This is a genomic window from Rhizobium sp. GW821-FHT14E12 (assembly GCF_058803745.1).
The window spans coordinates 33,141-49,431 of record NZ_JBXAPH010000008.1 but is presented as its reverse complement, the minus strand read 5'-3'; the positions used below and the strand labels follow the sequence as shown (position 1 = coordinate 49,431).

The 16,291-nt window shown below is 62.0% G+C and carries 20 protein-coding genes; 11 read left to right on the top strand and 9 right to left on the bottom strand.

The genetic code is table 11. From position 1 onward, the window contains the following. Positions 1 to 10: 10 nt before the first annotated feature. From AC1RO0_RS24285 to AC1RO0_RS24275, 3 genes are all read left to right on the top strand, one after another. Positions 11 to 514 (top strand): cupin domain-containing protein, encoded by a 504-nt coding sequence (locus tag AC1RO0_RS24285; RefSeq protein WP_498595155.1) that lies wholly within the window; start codon positions 11 to 13, stop codon positions 512 to 514. A 72-nt stretch (positions 515 to 586) separates the two neighbouring features. Then, positions 587 to 1,534 carry a glutathione synthase gene (gshB, locus tag AC1RO0_RS24280; RefSeq protein WP_498595154.1) on the top strand — a complete coding sequence of 316 codons (948 nt, stop codon included), beginning with the start codon at positions 587 to 589 and terminating at the stop codon, positions 1,532 to 1,534. 238 nt (positions 1,535 to 1,772) lie between these two features. After that, the gene (locus tag AC1RO0_RS24275) at positions 1,773 to 3,305 is read left to right on the top strand and encodes a YifB family Mg chelatase-like AAA ATPase (RefSeq protein WP_371109725.1); all 1,533 of its coding nucleotides are present in this window, start codon (positions 1,773 to 1,775) and stop codon (positions 3,303 to 3,305) included. 69 nt (positions 3,306 to 3,374) lie between these two features. On the opposite strand, the gene cysK is transcribed toward AC1RO0_RS24275, so the two are convergent. Both cysK and AC1RO0_RS24265 read right to left on the bottom strand, forming a co-directional pair. Then, the gene (cysK, locus tag AC1RO0_RS24270) at positions 3,375 to 4,343 is read right to left on the bottom strand and encodes a cysteine synthase A (RefSeq protein WP_498595153.1); all 969 of its coding nucleotides are present in this window, start codon (positions 4,341 to 4,343) and stop codon (positions 3,375 to 3,377) included. A 136-nt stretch (positions 4,344 to 4,479) separates the two neighbouring features. Next, complete coding sequence (locus AC1RO0_RS24265; RefSeq protein ID WP_498595152.1) at positions 4,480 to 5,097, bottom strand: LysE family translocator; 618 nt, start codon at positions 5,095 to 5,097, stop codon at positions 4,480 to 4,482. 144 nt (positions 5,098 to 5,241) lie between these two features. On the opposite strand from AC1RO0_RS24265, the gene AC1RO0_RS24260 reads away from it, so the two are divergent. The 3 genes from AC1RO0_RS24260 to AC1RO0_RS24250 are packed head-to-tail and all read left to right on the top strand — an operon-like array spanning position 5,242 to position 7,089. Further along, complete coding sequence (locus AC1RO0_RS24260; protein ID WP_498595151.1) at positions 5,242 to 5,799, top strand: cysteine hydrolase family protein; 558 nt, start codon at positions 5,242 to 5,244, stop codon at positions 5,797 to 5,799. A 22-nt stretch (positions 5,800 to 5,821) separates the two neighbouring features. Then, complete coding sequence (locus AC1RO0_RS24255; protein WP_498595150.1) at positions 5,822 to 6,454, top strand: LysE family translocator; 633 nt, start codon at positions 5,822 to 5,824, stop codon at positions 6,452 to 6,454. Beyond that, positions 6,454 to 7,089 (top strand): hypothetical protein, encoded by a 636-nt coding sequence (locus AC1RO0_RS24250; RefSeq protein ID WP_498595149.1) that lies wholly within the window; start codon positions 6,454 to 6,456, stop codon positions 7,087 to 7,089. The genes AC1RO0_RS24255 and AC1RO0_RS24250 overlap by 1 nt, the downstream gene beginning before the upstream one ends. 2 nt (positions 7,090 to 7,091) lie before the next feature. On the opposite strand, the gene AC1RO0_RS24245 is transcribed toward AC1RO0_RS24250, so the two are convergent. Both AC1RO0_RS24245 and AC1RO0_RS24240 read right to left on the bottom strand, forming a co-directional pair. Beyond that, positions 7,092 to 7,394, bottom strand: coding sequence for an NIPSNAP family protein (locus AC1RO0_RS24245; RefSeq protein ID WP_498595148.1), 303 nt, complete (start codon positions 7,392 to 7,394; stop codon positions 7,092 to 7,094). Beyond that, the gene (locus tag AC1RO0_RS24240; RefSeq protein WP_498595147.1) at positions 7,391 to 8,305 is read right to left on the bottom strand and encodes a DMT family transporter; all 915 of its coding nucleotides are present in this window, start codon (positions 8,303 to 8,305) and stop codon (positions 7,391 to 7,393) included. The genes AC1RO0_RS24245 and AC1RO0_RS24240 overlap by 4 nt, the downstream gene beginning before the upstream one ends. Before the next feature lie 108 nt (positions 8,306 to 8,413). Here AC1RO0_RS24240 and AC1RO0_RS24235 point away from each other — a divergent pair, with 108 nt between their 5' ends. Continuing rightward, complete coding sequence (locus AC1RO0_RS24235) at positions 8,414 to 8,878, top strand: Lrp/AsnC family transcriptional regulator (protein WP_498595146.1); 465 nt, start codon at positions 8,414 to 8,416, stop codon at positions 8,876 to 8,878. Here the strand turns inward: AC1RO0_RS24235 and AC1RO0_RS24230 are convergent. Together AC1RO0_RS24230 and dut are read right to left on the bottom strand one after the other, a co-directional pair. After that, positions 8,875 to 9,768: a GNAT family N-acetyltransferase gene (locus AC1RO0_RS24230; RefSeq protein ID WP_498595145.1), complete on the bottom strand. Its 894-nt coding sequence runs from the start codon at positions 9,766 to 9,768 to the stop codon at positions 8,875 to 8,877. The genes AC1RO0_RS24235 and AC1RO0_RS24230 overlap by 4 nt on opposite strands. Next, on the bottom strand, positions 9,768 to 10,238 hold the full coding sequence (dut, locus tag AC1RO0_RS24225; RefSeq protein ID WP_498595144.1) for a dUTP diphosphatase: 471 nt from the start codon (positions 10,236 to 10,238) through the stop codon (positions 9,768 to 9,770). The genes AC1RO0_RS24230 and dut overlap by 1 nt, the downstream gene beginning before the upstream one ends. A 91-nt stretch (positions 10,239 to 10,329) precedes the next feature. Between dut and AC1RO0_RS24220 the strand changes: the two genes are divergently transcribed. Then, entirely contained in the window at positions 10,330 to 11,913 is a 1,584-nt protein-coding gene (locus AC1RO0_RS24220; protein WP_498595143.1) for a peptide chain release factor 3, read from the top strand. A 17-nt stretch (positions 11,914 to 11,930) separates the two neighbouring features. Here AC1RO0_RS24220 and AC1RO0_RS24215 read toward each other — a convergent pair whose 3' ends face one another. Then, positions 11,931 to 12,824: an NAD(P)/FAD-dependent oxidoreductase gene (locus AC1RO0_RS24215; RefSeq protein WP_498595142.1), complete on the bottom strand. Its 894-nt coding sequence runs from the start codon at positions 12,822 to 12,824 to the stop codon at positions 11,931 to 11,933. 174 nt (positions 12,825 to 12,998) lie between these two features. Here AC1RO0_RS24215 and AC1RO0_RS24210 point away from each other — a divergent pair, with 174 nt between their 5' ends. Next, on the top strand, positions 12,999 to 13,457 hold the full coding sequence (locus AC1RO0_RS24210) for an Rrf2 family transcriptional regulator (RefSeq protein WP_498595141.1): 459 nt from the start codon (positions 12,999 to 13,001) through the stop codon (positions 13,455 to 13,457). Between the two features lie 160 nt (positions 13,458 to 13,617). Here the strand turns inward: AC1RO0_RS24210 and AC1RO0_RS24205 are convergent, their stop codons facing one another. Continuing rightward, complete coding sequence (locus AC1RO0_RS24205) at positions 13,618 to 14,496, bottom strand: aldo/keto reductase family oxidoreductase (protein WP_498595140.1); 879 nt, start codon at positions 14,494 to 14,496, stop codon at positions 13,618 to 13,620. Positions 14,497 to 14,592: 96 nt separating this feature from the next. Between AC1RO0_RS24205 and AC1RO0_RS24200 the strand changes: the two genes are divergently transcribed. Continuing rightward, the gene (locus tag AC1RO0_RS24200) at positions 14,593 to 15,543 is read left to right on the top strand and encodes a LysR family transcriptional regulator (RefSeq protein WP_498595139.1); all 951 of its coding nucleotides are present in this window, start codon (positions 14,593 to 14,595) and stop codon (positions 15,541 to 15,543) included. Continuing rightward, positions 15,527 to 16,057 carry a tRNA (N6-threonylcarbamoyladenosine(37)-N6)-methyltransferase TrmO gene (gene tsaA, locus AC1RO0_RS24195; protein WP_498595138.1) on the top strand — a complete coding sequence of 177 codons (531 nt, stop codon included), beginning with the start codon at positions 15,527 to 15,529 and terminating at the stop codon, positions 16,055 to 16,057. The genes AC1RO0_RS24200 and tsaA overlap by 17 nt, the downstream gene beginning before the upstream one ends. Here the strand turns inward: tsaA and AC1RO0_RS24190 are convergent. Continuing rightward, positions 16,054 to 16,263 (bottom strand): TOBE domain-containing protein, encoded by a 210-nt coding sequence (locus tag AC1RO0_RS24190; protein WP_007702758.1) that lies wholly within the window; start codon positions 16,261 to 16,263, stop codon positions 16,054 to 16,056. The genes tsaA and AC1RO0_RS24190 overlap by 4 nt on opposite strands. Positions 16,264 to 16,291 lie beyond the last annotated feature (28 nt).

The window sequence follows — 16,291 nt, the reverse complement described above, 5'->3', positions numbered from 1 at the left end:
GGGGGATTGCATGGTTTTGAAATTGATGTTGGCGAGCATGGCGGCCTTTGCCGCCCGTGCCGTTCCGGTTGTCGCGGCCTTGCCGCAGTCGAAAAACTTCGTGGCGGGTGCTGCCGGCGAGATGGACATGAAGCCATCGCCAATCGAACCGTCCTGGGTCGTGGCCGGCGCACCGGTCGCCCGCCTTGCCGAGCATTCTCGTGGGCAGGACGATGCCGCGCTGACGGCATTGTGGGATTGTACTGCGGGCGAGTTTCACTGGCATTTCGGCTGGGACGAAACCGTGATGATCCTCGAGGGCGAGGTGCATATCACCACCGAAGATGGCGTCGAACGCCTCCTCGGCGCCGGCGACGTTGCCTATTTTGCCGGGGGTACGTGGGCGACATGGCGCATCGACCGCTATGTGCGCAAGGTCGCCTTCTGCCGCAAGCCTTTCCCGAAGTCGCTGACCATGGCCTATCGCCTGCGCAACTTCGTGCGGCAGGGCGGCGCGCAGGGTATCGCCGCCTGATACCGTCAATAGCCGTTGCGTTTGAGAGCCGGGCGACCTAAATCTGTCGGCGAATTCGAGCGAGGGCAAATCATGGCGAAGATCAAGAATGTTGCGGTCCAGATGGATCATGTGCAGGGCATCAACATCGCGGGCGACTCGACGTTCGCCATGAGCCTGGAGGCCCAGAACCGCGGCTACAAGCTCTTCCACTACACGCCCGAGCGCCTCAGCATGCGCGACGGCACGGTCTATGCCTCGGTCGAGCCGATGATCCTGCGCGACGTCAAGGGCGATCATTTCGAACTCGGCGAACCCGAGCGCGTCGATCTTTCGACCATGGACGTCGTGCTGTTGCGCCAGGATCCGCCCTTCGACATGGCCTATATCACCTCGACGCATCTGCTCGAGCGCATTCACCCGAAGACGCTCGTCGTCAACGATCCGGCCTGGGTGCGCAATTCGCCGGAAAAGATCTTCGTCACCGAATTCGCCGACCTGATGCCGAAGACGCTGATCACCCGCGATGCTGGCGAAATCCGCCGCTTCCGCGAGGAGATGGGCGATATCATCCTGAAGCCGCTTTACGGCAATGGCGGCGCCGGTGTCTTCCATTCGACCCGCGACGATCGCAACCTGTCCTCGCTGCTGGAAATGTTCGGCCAGCTCTTCCGCGAGCCCTTCATTGCCCAGCAATATCTGCCTGACGTGCGCAAGGGCGACAAGCGCATCATCCTCGTCGACGGCGAGCCGGTCGGCGCCATCAATCGCGTTCCGGCCGAACATGACAGCCGCTCCAACATGCATGTCGGCGGCCGCGCCGAGGCGACGGAGCTGACGGCGCGCGAACAGGAAATCTGCGCCCGCATCGGCCCATCGCTGAAGGCCCGCGGCTTCCTTCTCGTCGGCATCGACGTCATCGGCGATTACATGACCGAGATCAATGTGACGTCGCCGACCGGTATCCGCGAAGTCAAGCGCTTCGGCGGCGCCGATATCGCCAGCCTGCTCTGGGATGCGATCGAATCCAAGCGCGCCTGATTTCGACGCTCTCGTCTTATTTTGTTCTTATATTACAACTTGCTGTCGTAACATCTCGTGCGACAGTAGATTTGTTCGTTTATTGTTCTTGTTTTATTCCTTTTTCCGTGCAAGGTTGTAACCTACAACCCGCGAGAGAATGATCCCGAAAAGTGTAAAGCGGTTTTCGGACAAGATCATACTCAGCCGAAAATCGCGGATTGCTAGCGTAAAAAGCTTGCGGCACAGGGGATAGAGCATGGTGGCGCGCGTCAGCACGGTTGCGTTTCAGGGCATTGAAGGCGTTCCCGTCGAAGTGCAGGTGATGATCGCGCCCGGCAAGGTGCTGATGCATATCGTCGGCCTGCCTGACAAGGCGGTGGCCGAAAGCCGCGAGCGCGTGCAGGCCGCACTCCACGCTTCCGGTCTGGCACTGCCTCCGAAGAAGGTGACAGTCAATCTTGCGCCCGCGGATTTGCCGAAAGAGGGTAGTCATTTCGATCTCCCGATCGCGCTCGGGCTGATGGCAGCACTGGGGGCTATTCCGGCTGATGCGCTGTCCGCCTATGCCGTCCTTGGCGAACTCAATCTCGATGGCACGATCGCACCCGTCGCCGGTGCGCTGCCGGCCGCAATTGCCGCCAATGCCATGGGCAAGGGCCTGATCTGCCCGGCCGAAAGCGGTCCGGAAGCCGCCTGGGCCGGCGCCGAGATCGATATCCTCGCGCCGCGCAGCCTGATCGCGCTCGCCAATCATTTCCGTGGAACCCAGGTCCTGTCCCGCCCCGAGCCTGCCATCCGCGCGACCGCCGCCAATTTCCCCGACCTTGCCGATATCAAGGGGCAGGAGAGCGCCAAGCGCGCGCTGGAGGTGGCAGCGGCCGGTGGGCATAATCTGCTTTTTGTCGGGCCGCCCGGTTCCGGCAAGTCGATGCTGGCCTCGCGCCTGCCGTCCATCCTGCCGCCGCTATCGACGGCGGAGTTGCTGGAAGTGTCTATGATCCATTCGGTCGCCGGTCAGCTTTCCGGCGGCAAGCTCTCCGATCGCCGGCCCTATCGCACGCCGCATCATTCCGCCACCATGGCCGCCCTGGTCGGCGGCGGTCTGCGCGCCCGACCCGGCGAAGCTTCCCTTGCCCATCACGGCGTTCTCTTCCTCGACGAGCTGCCGGAGTTTTCGCCGCAGGCGCTGGATGCACTGCGCCAGCCGCTGGAAACGGGCGAATGCATCATCGCCCGCGCCAATCACCGCGTTTCCTATCCCGCCAGCATCCAGCTTATCGCGGCGATGAACCCCTGCCGCTGCGGCATGGCCGGCGAACCGGGCCACACCTGCGCCCGAGGGCCGCGTTGCGTCTCTGATTATCAGGGACGGATATCCGGGCCGTTGCTCGACCGCATCGATATCCGTATCGACGTACCCGCGGTCTCGGCCGCCGATCTCATCCGGCCGGCGACGGCGGAAAAGAGCGCCGATGTCGCCCTTCGTGTCGCCCGCGCCCGCGAGCGGCAGCGTGAGCGTTTCGAGGCGGCCGGACTGAAAGGCATCTCCACCAATGCCCGCTGCTCGACATCGATGATCGAAACTATCGCCGAGCCGGACGCCGCCGGCCTGCAATTGCTGCGCGACGCCGCCGAGAAGATGAAGTTTTCCGCCCGAGGCTATCATCGCGTGCTGAAAGTGGCGCGGACGCTTGCCGATCTCGACGATAAGCAAACGGTCGGGCGCATCCATCTCGCCGAGGCTATTTCCTACCGCATCGCCGGCGAACGGCTGACGGCGGCGGCGTGAACACGAGAGGCTGAAACGACAAAGGGCGCCGCAGCGCCCTTTGGGTATTTGACGATCGAGCAGGCCGTATCAGCCGCCCAGTCCCTCGAACAGGACCGTCGACAGATAACGCTCGGCGAAGGAGGGGATGATGACGACGATGGTCTTGCCTTCGTTTTCCGGCCGCTGGCCGACCTTGATGGCAGCCGTTAGCGCCGCACCGGAGGAGATGCCGACCGGCACGCCTTCGAGCCTGGCGACCAGGCGGGCCTGCTGGAAGGCTTCGTCATTGGTGACGGTGATCACCTCGTCATAGACATGCGTGTCGAGGATCTTCGGGGCGAAGCCTGCGCCGATGCCCTGGATCTTATGCGGGCCGGGATTGCCGCCGGACAGAACCGGTGAATCGGCCGGTTCGACGGCGATGACCTTGATGTCGGGATTACGGGCCTTCAGCACCTGGCCGACGCCGGTGATCGTGCCGCCGGTGCCGATGCCGGAGACGAAGATATCGACCTTGCCTTCTGTGTCGTTCCAGATTTCCTCGGCCGTCGTCTTGCGATGGATTTCCGGGTTGGCCGGGTTTTCGAATTGCTGCGGGATAACGGCGTCGGGCAGCGTCGAGGCCAGCTCCTCGGCCTTGGCGATGGCGCCCTTCATGCCCTTCGCCCCTTCGGTCAGCACCAGCTCGGCGCCGAGCAGCGCCAGCATCTTGCGGCGCTCGATCGACATGGTTTCCGGCATGGTGAGGATCAGCTTGTAGCCCTTGGCGGCGGCGGCAAAGGCAAGCGCGATGCCGGTATTGCCCGAGGTCGGCTCGATCAGCACGCTGCGGCCGGGGGTGATCTTGCCCTGGGCTTCCAGGCTCTCGATCATGGCGACGCCGATACGGTCCTTGACGGAGGCGATGGGGTTGAAGAATTCGAGCTTTGCCAAGAGGTTGGCCTTGACGCCCTTCTCCTTGGCCAGTTTGTCGAGACGCACGAGCGGCGTGTCGCCAATGGTCTCGGTGATCGAGGCATAGACGCGGCCGCGGCCTGGTTTACGGGTGTCGGACATGGGTAGCTCTCCCTTTATTGGAATTGTAAAGGCACAATAGGATCAAACGGTAACGGAAACCAGAGTGATCCCACTCTGGGCTCCAGCGCCACTTGGGAAAAGAATCTCCCAAGTGGCGTCGTTAGGGAAGGTTTTTTTAAGCCGCGCGGGTGGCGATGAAGGCCGCCGTGCCGGCAAGGACGCCTGCTGCAGCCCGGTTCAAAACCTGCAATGCTTTTGGATTCTTCAGGAAGCCGCGAGCCCGCGAAGCCAGCAGCATATAGGGGACAAATACGGCCAGGAGCACGATGAAGGTCATAGCCAGCAGTGCTGCATAGTCGTGAAGCCCGATGCTATCGATGTCGATCAGCGTCGGCACCAGCGCAACATAAAACAGCATGGTCTTCGGATTGCCGAGGGTCACCAGCAGGCCGGAAAGAAAGGACATGCCGGCGCTGGTCGATTTCTTCGCCGCGACATCGGTGGAGATCAGCCCGGTGGTCCAGAGCTTCCAGGCGATGTAGGCAAGATAAAGCGCGCCGGCGACCTTGATGACGACAAAGACTTCGGTAAAGGTCTGCGCCAGGAAGGCGAGGCCGAGAATAATCGCGGTCAGATAGATCATATCGCCGAGAACCAGCCCGAGGCCCATGAAGAAGGTCTCGCGAAAGCCGGAGCCGAGGGCGCGCGCGACGACCGCTATGACGCCCGGGCCGGGAATGGCTGCGGCGATGAAAAGCGCGCCGCTATAGGTGAGCAAGGCTGCCAGCGTCATGGTGATCTTCCTCCAGAGACAGAGGTTTGCTCTATCTCAGCATTCCTGCCTTTTCAAGCGGTTGTGCTGCTTGCGCGAATACACTACCAAAGGATTAACGGCCTGCCGAACCACGTTGTCGAAACCACGCTGCATAAGGCTCCTATGTCCTCCGCATTGCTCCTGATCGATCTCCAGAACGCCGTCCTGACCGGCCTTAGCACGCCAGCGCGCCAATCGGCGATCGATGCCGCCCTTGAGACGGTCGTGGCGAAACTCGCGGCGCTGAAGCGCGAGGCCCGTGCCGCCGGCGTTCCCTCCTTCATCGTCCAGCATGACGGCCACGGAGCCCATCGCCTGGCGAAGCGGGGTGAGGGCTGGCAGCTGCGCCGGGAAATCGCGCCGGAGGCGGGCGATGTCGTGGTTCACAAGACAAGCTCCGATTCCTTCTTCGAGACCGATCTTGAGCAGCGCCTGCGTGCTCGTGGCATCACCCGCCTCATCATCGGCGGCTGCATGACGCAATTCTGCGTCGACACCACGGCGCGGCGCGCGGTCTCGCTCGGCTTCGATGTGACACTGATCAGCGACGGCCATACGACCGCCGATATGGGCAAGCTGTCATTCGAGGCAATTGTCTCTCATCACAATATGCTGCTTGACGGCTTCGACGCCGGGTCGCATGAAATCAAGCTTGTTCCAACAGCCCAAATCGCCTTCTGACACCCCTCAGCCGGAGACTCCGATGCCGCATCTGACCAGCATGATTGCCTTCTCTCTGATCGCTCTCGGCATGGTGCTGACGCCGGGGCCGAACATGATCTATCTGGTATCGCGATCGATCTCGCAAGGGCCGGCGGCCGGGCTGATCTCTCTCGGCGGCGTTGCCTGCGGCTTCGTTTTCTACATGCTGTCCGCAGCGCTGGGCATCACTGCCTTCGTCTTTGCCGTGCCCTTCGCCTATGATGCGCTTCGTCTTGCAGGTGCTGCCTATCTCGTCTGGCTTGCCTGGAATGCGCTGAAGCCTGGTGGCCGATCCGCCTTTCAGGTGCGCGAATTGCCCAAGGACAGCAAGCGGCGGCTCTTCACCATGGGGCTGGTGACCAGCCTGTTGAATCCGAAGGTGGCGATCCTCTACCTCTCGCTGCTGCCGCAATTCATCGACCCGGCGGCCGGCAGCGTCTTTACCCAGTCTCTCGCCCTTGGTTTCACGCAGATCGTTATCAGCCTGACGTTCAACGCCATCTTCGCGCTGACCGCCGGCTCCATCGCAATGTTCTTCGCCCAGCGCCCGGCCTTCATGCTGGTGCAGCGCTGGCTGATGGGCACGGTGCTGGCCGGCCTCGCCGTCCGCATGGCAGTCGAGGCGCAGCGGTAGTGCGGATGGTTCCGCAGCGACTTGTTGTCGGGTTGTTCTGCCTCGCTTCCTTCTGCGGTTCCGCGTCGATGGCTATGGCGGCAGATGGGACGACACAGACAATCGTCTTCCTGCGCCACGGTGAAAAACCGGAAGCCGGTCTCGGCCAGCTCAGCTGCCAGGGGCTCAATCGAGCATTGGCGCTGCCACCGGTGCTCACCCGCCTCTTCGGCAAGCCGGTGGCGATCTTCGCGCCCGATCCGTCGAAGCGAAAGGAAGATTCCGGCACGTCCTATGATTATGTCCGGCCGCTCGCGACCATCGAGCCGACCGCCATCGCCTTGAGCCTGCCCGTTGATACCAGCTTCGGTTATGACGATGTTGACGGCCTCAAGGCGGCGCTGGAAAAGCCGGATTATCGCGGAAAGCTCGTTTTCGTCGCCTGGGAACACAAGCAGATCGTCGATCTCGCCCGCCAGCTGATGGCCGACAATGGCGGTGATGCGAAGGCGGTGCCGAAATGGCATGGCAAGGATTTCGATGGGCTCTACGTCTTGCGCATCACGCGCAACGGTTCATCGCAAAGCGCCGCCTTCGAGCGGCTGACCGAAGGCCTCGACGGTCAATCGGAAAGCTGCCCCGTCCCGACAAAGTAGGATCAGAAAACCGGCCGCATGAAGCTGCGCTCATAGCTGAGGATGCAGCGCGTCTCCTCCGCATAGGCAAAGGCCGCGCGGCATTCGGCATCCTCGGCCATTTTATGCCGATAGGTCTCGTAGTCGGCGAGGCTCGGAAAGCTGAAGAGCGCCAGTGCGATATTGTTGGCACCCTCATGCGGCAGGAAATAGCCATGATGCGTGCCGCCGAGCCGGTTGACGAGCGGGATCCAGAGCTTGGCGTAATGTTCGAATTCCGCAAGCTTGTAGGGATCGATCGTATAGCGGAGATAGCAGGTGATCATTCAGCGGCTTCCTTTGGGAGATGACCGCTTTTATGGCGTGGCAGCGGGATCGTCCAGCCAAGGTTCATGCCTGCCGCCGCCGCCAGGATGATCACCGCGCCGATGATCTGCGCCACGCCGAGCACATGGCCGAAGGCGAAGCGGTCGACGACGATGGCGGCGATCGGATAGATGAAGGATAGGGCGCCGGTCAGATGGGTCGGCAGTTTCTGGATGGCGCCATAGAGCAGCACATACATCAGGCCGGTATGGACGATGCCCATCGTCGCCACAATGGACCATCCGCCCGCACCTTGCGGCAAGGTGGAGAAATCCGTGAAGGGCGCGAGCATCAGGATGCCGGTCGATACCTGGATCAGCGCAATCAGATGTGGCGGCGTGCCCTTCAGCCATTTGGCGGCGATGGCTGCCAGCGCATAGAAGAAGGCGGCACTGAGCGAGAGCAGGATGCCGATGAGATAGCTGCCCGTAGCTCCGGTCTGTGTGGATTTGCCCTCGACGATGACAATCATGCCGGCAAAGGCGAGGCCTAGCCAGAAGAGCTTGGTGAGCGTGATCTTCTCGCCGAGAAACAGCGCGCCGAGGCCGAGCAGCATGAAAGGCTGGGTGTTGTAGACGGTGGTGGCGATCGAGATGGAAGCATGCGAATAGGCGGCGAATAGTAGCAGCCAGTTGAGGACGATGGCGATGCCGCCGCCAACCGCAATCGCGAAGGTCCGCAGGCTGAGGATGCCGGGACGCAAGAGGCCCATGGCTGCGCAGATGACAAGAAGCGTCAGTGCGCCGATCAGGCAGCGCCAGAAAACGACGCCCGTGACAGGTTGCCCGGACATCAGCACGAACCAGCCGATCGTCCCCGAAATCAGCATTGCCGCCGTCATTTCCACTGTGCCGCGTCTTATCTCGTTCATTGTCCGGACTCCCGTTTGCCGAGCCTGATAATATTGCCGCGGGTGACTGGATGATATAGGATGAATAAAGACTAATGGGCTGTTGACCTAATTATATGAGGCAGGAATATGGGTATACCTAATGCCGCTATGGGGCTTGATGCGATCGATCAGCGGATGCTGGAAGCGCTCGCGCGCAATGCCCGGATTTCGCTGAAGGAGCTAGCGGAAGTGGCGGGCTTGTCTTCGCCAAGTGCCGCCGAGCGCCTGCGCCGGCTGGAGGAGCGCGGCGTTATTGCGGCGTTCACCTTGGATATCACGCCGGAAGCGATCGGCTATCCCTTGCAGGCAATCGTCCGCATCCGGCCTTTGCCTGGTCAGTTGCATGTGGTCGAGCGCATCATTCAGGAGACGCCGGAGTTCATCGAATGCGACAAGGTCACTGGCGAAGACTGTTTCATCGGCCGGCTTGTGGTCCGCTCAATGGGCGACCTCGACGGTATCCTCGACAAGATCACCGAACGCGCTGAAACCAATACGTCGATGATCAAGGCAACTCCGGTCAAACGCCGGCTGCCGCCGCTTTCGCGCTAAAACTCCGCCATGGGCGCGAGCATGATGGGTCCGCCGATGTCATCGGCGACATCGCCACGCATCATCAGGAAGGTGTGACCCTGGTGGGGCTCGGCCATGCCCTGCCAGTCCAGCTGGTCCGGCGGGAAACAAACCTCGATCCGCATGGAGGGAACGCCAAGGGCGGATTGTATCGCCTCCAGAAACGGAATGCTCTTGCCGACGACATCGAGTATCCGGGTAGTGCGACCATCGAATTTCCAGGCGACAACAGTTGTATACTCAACCAATGTCAGCCGGATATCCGGATCGAAGCAGGCATTCAGGTAAAACATCTCCATCTGGCCGGTAACGGCGAAGCGTTGGGAAACGGGGACGCGGCTTTGCAGCAGCGTCTTCAGGAGATCACGGTCGCCCGCATCCTCCAGGGAGAGCGGTCTTGCGCGTGGGAACCGCCCGATCATTTTCGGCGGCGGACCAGCGAAGATGCGTTGCGGAACAGTCTTGAAACCATAGGTCTCGTAAAGGACCGGCTTGTCCGTCAGCAGGATATCGAGTTCGAAGCCCTCGGCCCTGGTTCGGGCAAAGGCCCGCTGCATCAGGTCGCGGTAAAGCCCGCGCCCGCGCCATTCGGGGCGGACCGCGCCGGATTGATAACCCGCTGCCTTGACCGTGCGGCCATTGATGATCAGCGGCATGGAAAAGGCACTGAAATTGGCGACGCAGCGGCCATCGGCGTCGAAATAGCCGAACGGCATGCTGGACGGATCCGGGCCGCCGAATTGATCCTGTAGGCTGATATCGATGGAGAAGGTGTCGCGCAGCAGATCGACGAGGCCAGCCCAGGCGACCGGATCGGCAAAGTAGTCCTGCCGGAAGGTCAGTCCGAACTGCTGCCCTAGATCCGCCATCACACGCCGGTCGAGCCGAAACCGCCGGCACCGCGCGCCGTTTCGCTGACTTCGCTGATCTCCGCGACACGCAGCTGCGTCACCGGCGCGATCACCACCTGGGCAATACGCATGCCGCGCGTGATCTCGAACGGCTCCTCGCCGTGATTGATCAGCAATGCATGCACCTCACCGCGATAGTCGCTGTCGATCGTGCCGGGCGAATTCAGGCAGGTGATGCCGTGCTTGAAGGCGAGGCCCGAACGTGGGCGGATCTGTGCCTCGAAACCCTCTGGGATTTCGAAGATAAAGCCTGATGGCACCAGCGCCCGCTTGCCGGGCGCGATGGTCAGCGTTTTGCCGTCTTCGATTGCCGCGCGCAGGTCCATGCCGGCCGCGCCCTTGGTCTCATAGGCGGGCAGGTCGAGGCCCTGGCCATGGGCAAGGCGGATGAGGTTCAGCGTCGGGCGCGTATCGGTGTGAATGGTCATGCGGCATTAGTTTGCGCGTGAGCGCCCAAGGTCAATTGCAATCCGGGCCTTGAGTCGCTAGATACGGCCGCAATTCACAGGATTCACACGCATGGCCGAAAGTCTCGCCGAGGCGGTCTCCCGCCGCCGCACATTCGCTATTATCGCCCACCCGGACGCGGGCAAGACGACGCTCACCGAAAAGCTGCTGCTGTTCGGCGGCGCCATTCAGCTTGCCGGCGAAGTCAAGGCGAAGAAGGATCGCATCCAGACGCGCTCCGACTGGATGAAGATCGAGCGCGAACGTGGCATCTCGGTCGTCACCTCGGTCATGACCTTCGAATATGAAGGCAATGTCTTCAACATTCTCGATACGCCCGGCCACGAAGACTTCGCTGACGATACCTATCGCACGCTGACGGCCGTCGACGCCGCCGTCATGGTCATCGACGCCGCCAAGGGCATCGAGCCGCGGACGCTGAAGTTGTTCGAAGTCTGCCGCATGCGCGACATTCCGATCATCACCTTCATCAACAAAATGGACCGTGAAAGCCGCGATCCCTTCGAGATTCTCGATGAAGTGGAAGAGAAGTTGGCACTGGACACCGCGCCGATCACCTGGCCGATCGGCCGGGCGAAGAGCTTCTGCGGCTCCTATCATCTGGCCGACAATACCGTTCGCGGTTCGGATACCGAGGTGGCGCCAACCCCCGTCAATGGCCCGCAGGCCGTGGCCGGCAGGCTGCCGGAAAACGAGCGTCAGGGCTTCATCGACGAGACGGAATTGGCGATCGAAGCCTGCCGTCCCTTCGATCGAGAATCCTTCCTGGAAGGCCATATGACTCCGGTTTTCTTCGGCTCGGCCCTGCGCAACTACGGCGTTCGCGACCTCATCAACGCGCTTGGCGAATTCGCGCCGCCGCCGCGCGACCAGGTCGCCGATATCAGGACGGTTCACGCCACCGACGACAAGATGACGGCCTTCGTCTTCAAGATCCAGGCCAACATGGATCCGAACCATCGCGACCGCATCGCCTTCGCGCGCATCTGCTCTGGTAAGCTCGAGCGTGGCATGAAGGCGCGACTGTCGCGCACCGGCAAGCAGCTCGGCCTCACAGCGCCGCAATTCTTCTTCGCCTCGCAGCGTCAGCTTGCGGACACCGCCTATGCCGGCGACGTGGTCGGCATTCCCAACCATGGGACGCTCCGTATCGGCGATACGCTGACGGAAGGCGAATCCCTGGTGTTCCAAGGCGTGCCGAACTTCTCGCCGGAAATCCTGCGCCGCGTGCGTCTCGAAGACGCGATGAAGGCAAAGAAGCTGAAGGAAGCGCTACAGCAGATGGCGGAAGAGGGCGTTGTGCAGCTTTTCTCGCCGGAAGACGGCTCGCCCGCCATCGTCGGCGTCGTCGGCGCGCTGCAGCTCGACGTGTTGAAGGAGCGGCTGATGGCCGAATACGGCCTGCCGGTCTCCTTCGAAATGTCACGCTTTTCCGTCTGCCGCTGGATCTCGTCCGACCAGGCCGCCGACCTCGACAAATTCCTCACCGCGCGCCGCGGCGACATCGCCCGCGACCTTGACGGCGACCCGGTCTTCCTCGCCCAGGACGGCTTCTCGCTACGCTATGAAGCAGAACGTTACCCGGCTATCAAAATGGTCGCCATCAAGGAATATCACGCCTTCAAGGCGGCGTGATATTTGGGGCTACTGACTCAATCATTGTCGAACATGAGAGATCGGTGGGCTGCCGTGCCGGCAAGCGCCCCGTCGCCCACGGAGAGCGCCACGGAACCAACGGCTCTTGCCGCGTCGCCGCAGGCGAACACGCCGTTGGCGGTCGTCTGCTTGACGGCGTCGGTGCTGATGAAGCGACCAACCGGCCCGTCCTCGAAGGCACAGCCGAGCTGTTTCGCCCATGGTGTTGGCACAGAGGTTTGGGTCAAGGTGAACAAGCCGTCCATCGCAATGATCCTGCCGTCTTCCAGCACCACATCGGCGCGATCGCCGCGGATCTCGCGAACCAGTGCGGTCTCGATTGTCACCCCGCGTGCGCGCAATTGCGACGACTGATCGGCATCGGGGGTGAAGACGCCGTTCGTAAAAAGCGTTGTCGTGCCCCAGTCGGGAAGCATCAAGGCATGATGCATGGAGAGCTCCGAGGATGCGATCACACCGATGCGCCCTTGATCGAGTTCGTAGCCATGGCAGTAGGGGCAATGGAAGACCGATTTCCCCCAGCGCTCCTGCAGGCCGGGAATGGCCGGCAAACGATCGACGACACCCGTCGCAAGGATCAGGCGCTTGCCCTTCAATAGCTCTCCCGCGCCGATCGAGACGGAAAATCCGCCTTCGATCCGCTTGGCGGATTGCGCCTTGGCGTTCAACCAATGGACGGTCGGGTAGCGCTGCAGTTGCTCGCGTGCATCGGCGGCGATCAGGCCGGGATCGCGGCCGTCTTGCCCAAGGAAGCCGTGCGAGCTTGCAGCGAAGCGATTGCGTCTTTCGCCCGCATCGACCACCAGAATATCCCGCCTGGCGCGGGCAAGCTGCAGGCCCGCGGACATGCCGGCATAGCTGCCGCCGATGATGATGACATCGAAGTACATGGAAATCAGCCTTTCGTGCTCGTTCTGCTCTATCGCCGGCAAGGGCCGGCACAATATCATGATACTTTTTATGTTACATGATTGGCGGCGTCAATAGTTATGCAACTCCTATTGTTGCATGATCGTATTATTGGTAGATCTGGGCGCTACCCGGACACGATCGGAACCGCGCCAATGAGACACGACACTCGCCTATCCCGCATGCTGCATGTGCTGATCCACATGGATCGCCATGAAGGCGCTGCGACCTCCGAAGCCATTGCGGCGATGCTCGGCACCAATGCCGTCGTGGTGCGCCGAACCATGGCCGGACTTCGGGACGAGGGTTATGTCCGCTCCGAAAAGGGGCATGGCGGCGGCTGGGTGTTGGCGCGTCCGCTGGAGGAGATCACGCTGCTCGATATCCATAATGCATTGGGGGCACCACAGCTGTTCTCGATCGGCCTCGCAGGCGACAATCCGAACTGCGTCATCGAGCAGGCGGTCAACGCTTCCCTTGCCGAGGCGATGAGCGAGGGAGAAGCGATCCTGTTGGCGAAATTCGCAAGGGTCACGTTGGCGGCACTGGCTGAACAGTCGTCGGAGCGTTGGGCGCTGGCTTCGAATTGCGCTTCGGTGATGGAGGATTTTTAGGGTTTTCAACAATGCCGGAAAACATAGTTTCGTGATGTTCTAGCGTTTGCGTTTGTCGGCATTCTGCCGGCCGCCGCCGAAGCGCTGCCTCGGCATCAAAGAAAATCACGCCGTCAAGGCGGCGTGATTTAGGGGATCGTGGAACGGGAGCTTCCGGCTCTCAGGCCGCGCTGGCCTTCGCGACGCCGTCGAGTTGTGCCAGTGCGTCGTCCGGCAGGTTGATGTCGGGCGCTTTCAGATTTTCCCGCAGATGGGCGACGGAGGAGGTGCCGGGGATAAGCAGGATATTGGGCGCGCGGCGAAGCAGCCAGGCGAGCGCGACCTGCATGGGGGTAGCCCCAAGGCGTTCGGCAACGTCGGAGAGGGTCGACGATTGCAGCGGGCTGAACCCGCCAAGCGGGAAGAACGGCACATAGGCGGTGCCCTCGCGAGCAAGCGCGTCGATCAGGGCGTCGTCATTGCGGTGTGCCAGATTGTAGAAGTTCTGCACGCAAACGATCTCGCAGATCTTGCGCCCATCGGCGATCTGCGTTGGCGTGACGTTGCTGAGCCCTATGTGGCGCACCAGGCCCTTTTGCTGGAGTTCGGCGAGCACCGTCAGGGGTGCTTCGAGCGATCCCTCGACCGGGCCATGCACATCGAGCATGCTACGAAGATTGACGACCTCAAGCACATCGAGGCCGAGATTGCGCAGGTTGTCATGCACGGCCTGCGTCAGTTCCTCGCGCGACATCGCCGGGATCCACGAACCGTCCGCTCCGCGACGAGCGCTGATCTTGGTGACGATGACAAGATTGTCGGGATAGGGGTGGAGCGCCTCGCGGATGATTTCATTGGTGACGTGCGGGCCGTAGAAGTCACTGGTGTCGATATGGTTCACGCCGCTCGCAACGGCTTCCCTGAGGACGGCCACCGCCGCGTCGCGATCCCGAGGCGGCCCAAACACGCCAGGCCCGGCGAGCTGCATGGCTCCATAACCGAGCCGCTTTACGGTGCGATCGCCAAGGGTGAATGTTCCGGAGTGGTCGATGCTGGACATGGGGTATCTCCTTTTTGCCGTCCATCCAGAAATAGGCATTGTTGGCCTGTATGATAATCCGGTACAATCCGCACAGGCTGTGCGGAGTAGCGAACAGTGAAGATCGATCTGCTGGACATGAGCGCGTTTGTCGCCGTGGCGCGTGCCAAGGGCTTTCGCGAGGGCGCGCGCCTGAGCGGCAAAAGTCCCTCTGGTTTGAGCGAGGCGGTCCGCCGCCTTGAGGCCGAGCTTGGCGTGCGCCTGCTCAATCGAACGACACGCAGCGTCGTGCCGACCGAGGCGGGAGAGCGATTGCTGGAAAGGCTCGGTCCCGCGCTGTCGGAGATGGAGGCGGCCTTCGACGTGGTCAATGGTTTCCGCGACAAGCCGGCTGGAACCCTGCGGCTGAACGTGCCGATCAGCGCGGCGCGGCTTGTGCTGCCTGCCATCGTCCCGCGCTTTCTCGCCGCCTATCCCGACATCCAGCTGGAGATCATCGCCGAAGACGGTTTCGTCGATGTCCTCGCAGCCGGCTGCGATGCCGGCATCCGCTATGACGAGCGGCTGGAGCAGGACATGATCGCCATACCGATCGGGCCTCGCACCCAGCGGTTCGCCACTGCCGCTTCACCCTCGTACCTTGACCTTCATGGCAGGCCGGAGCATCCGAGCGAGCTGATCAATCACGCCTGTCTTCGTGGTCGTTTCTCCAGCGGCCTGATGCCGCCCTGCGAGTTCGAGCGTGACGGCGAAATCGTGCGGATCACTCCCACAGGCCCGCTCATCGTCAGCATCGGCGGCGCGACCGATCTCGTCGTGGACGCTGCGATCGCCGGCACCGGCATCGTCTATCTTTTCGAGGAATGGCTGCGTCCGCATCTCGACAGCGGCGCGCTCGAACCCGTGCTCGAATCGTGGTGGCAGTCCTTCTCCGGGCCGTTTCTCTATTATCCCGGGCGGCGCCTTGTGCCCGCTCCGCTCAGGGCATTCATCGATTTCATAACCACATCGGCCAAGCCGCCGAATACTCTTGCTCCGGAAGGGGGAAACCATGGTCCGCGAGAATGAAATCCGCGAAAACGAGGTGGTGGTCGAACCGCCGGCCGCGACCGATGCCGGTCTCGTCTTCATCGGCCGTATCTCGACGCCCTGGACGTCGCGCATGGAGACGCCGCGCCAGGGGCGGCATGACGGGCCGATTTGCCGTATCGAGATTTTCGAGCCATGGGTGCCGGCGCTGAAGGGCGTGGAGGCTTTCGAGCGGCTGGAAATTCTCTATTGGCTGGACCGCTCACGCCGCGATCTCGTGCTGCAAAGCCCAGCCAACAGCGGCAAGGTGCACGGCACGTTCTCGCTGCGCTCGCCGGTGCGGCCGAACCCGATCGGCACCTCCATCGTCAAGCTGGAAGCGGTTGAGGGCGCGGTGCTTCTCGTGCGCGGCCTCGATTGCCTCGACGGCACGCCGCTTCTGGATTTGAAGCCGGACCGGACTTTGTTCAAGCCGATCGCGCCACCGCAGCCTGGCGATTTCCAGACTGGCGACGAGGGAACGGCGCATTATTGCCAAAAGCGGGAAACTTAGTCGACGGCGACCATGACGTCGGATGCCTTGATGACGGCATAGGCATCAGCGCCGACCGTCAGGCCCAGTTCGTCGACGGCCTCGTTGGTGATCGATGAGGTGACGATCGAGCCGTTGCCGATATCGATGCGGACATGCGCGGTCGTCGCACCCTTGGTGACTTCGACGACCTTGCCCTTGAGGCGGTTGCGTGCGCTGATTTTCATGATCTTTTCTCCCTGATGTTGGCCGGAC

Coding starts and splice junctions, on each gene's coding strand:
- AC1RO0_RS24285 (WP_498595155.1), top strand. CDS start 11: ATGGTTTTGAAATTGATGTTGGCGAGCATGGCGGCCTTTGCCGCCCGT.
- gshB (WP_498595154.1), top strand. CDS start 587: ATGGCGAAGATCAAGAATGTTGCGGTCCAGATGGATCATGTGCAGGGC.
- AC1RO0_RS24275 (WP_371109725.1), top strand. CDS start 1,773: ATGGTGGCGCGCGTCAGCACGGTTGCGTTTCAGGGCATTGAAGGCGTT.
- cysK (WP_498595153.1), bottom strand. CDS start 4,343: ATGTCCGACACCCGTAAACCAGGCCGCGGCCGCGTCTATGCCTCGATC.
- AC1RO0_RS24265 (WP_498595152.1), bottom strand. CDS start 5,097: ATGACGCTGGCAGCCTTGCTCACCTATAGCGGCGCGCTTTTCATCGCC.
- AC1RO0_RS24260 (WP_498595151.1), top strand. CDS start 5,242: ATGTCCTCCGCATTGCTCCTGATCGATCTCCAGAACGCCGTCCTGACC.
- AC1RO0_RS24255 (WP_498595150.1), top strand. CDS start 5,822: ATGCCGCATCTGACCAGCATGATTGCCTTCTCTCTGATCGCTCTCGGC.
- AC1RO0_RS24245 (WP_498595148.1), bottom strand. CDS start 7,394: ATGATCACCTGCTATCTCCGCTATACGATCGATCCCTACAAGCTTGCG.
- AC1RO0_RS24240 (WP_498595147.1), bottom strand. CDS start 8,305: ATGAACGAGATAAGACGCGGCACAGTGGAAATGACGGCGGCAATGCTG.
- AC1RO0_RS24235 (WP_498595146.1), top strand. CDS start 8,414: ATGGGTATACCTAATGCCGCTATGGGGCTTGATGCGATCGATCAGCGG.
- AC1RO0_RS24230 (WP_498595145.1), bottom strand. CDS start 9,768: ATGGCGGATCTAGGGCAGCAGTTCGGACTGACCTTCCGGCAGGACTAC.
- dut (WP_498595144.1), bottom strand. CDS start 10,238: ATGACCATTCACACCGATACGCGCCCGACGCTGAACCTCATCCGCCTT.
- AC1RO0_RS24220 (WP_498595143.1), top strand. CDS start 10,330: ATGGCCGAAAGTCTCGCCGAGGCGGTCTCCCGCCGCCGCACATTCGCT.
- AC1RO0_RS24215 (WP_498595142.1), bottom strand. CDS start 12,824: ATGTACTTCGATGTCATCATCATCGGCGGCAGCTATGCCGGCATGTCC.
- AC1RO0_RS24210 (WP_498595141.1), top strand. CDS start 12,999: ATGAGACACGACACTCGCCTATCCCGCATGCTGCATGTGCTGATCCAC.
- AC1RO0_RS24205 (WP_498595140.1), bottom strand. CDS start 14,496: ATGTCCAGCATCGACCACTCCGGAACATTCACCCTTGGCGATCGCACC.
- tsaA (WP_498595138.1), top strand. CDS start 15,527: ATGGTCCGCGAGAATGAAATCCGCGAAAACGAGGTGGTGGTCGAACCG.
- AC1RO0_RS24190 (WP_007702758.1), bottom strand. CDS start 16,263: ATGAAAATCAGCGCACGCAACCGCCTCAAGGGCAAGGTCGTCGAAGTC.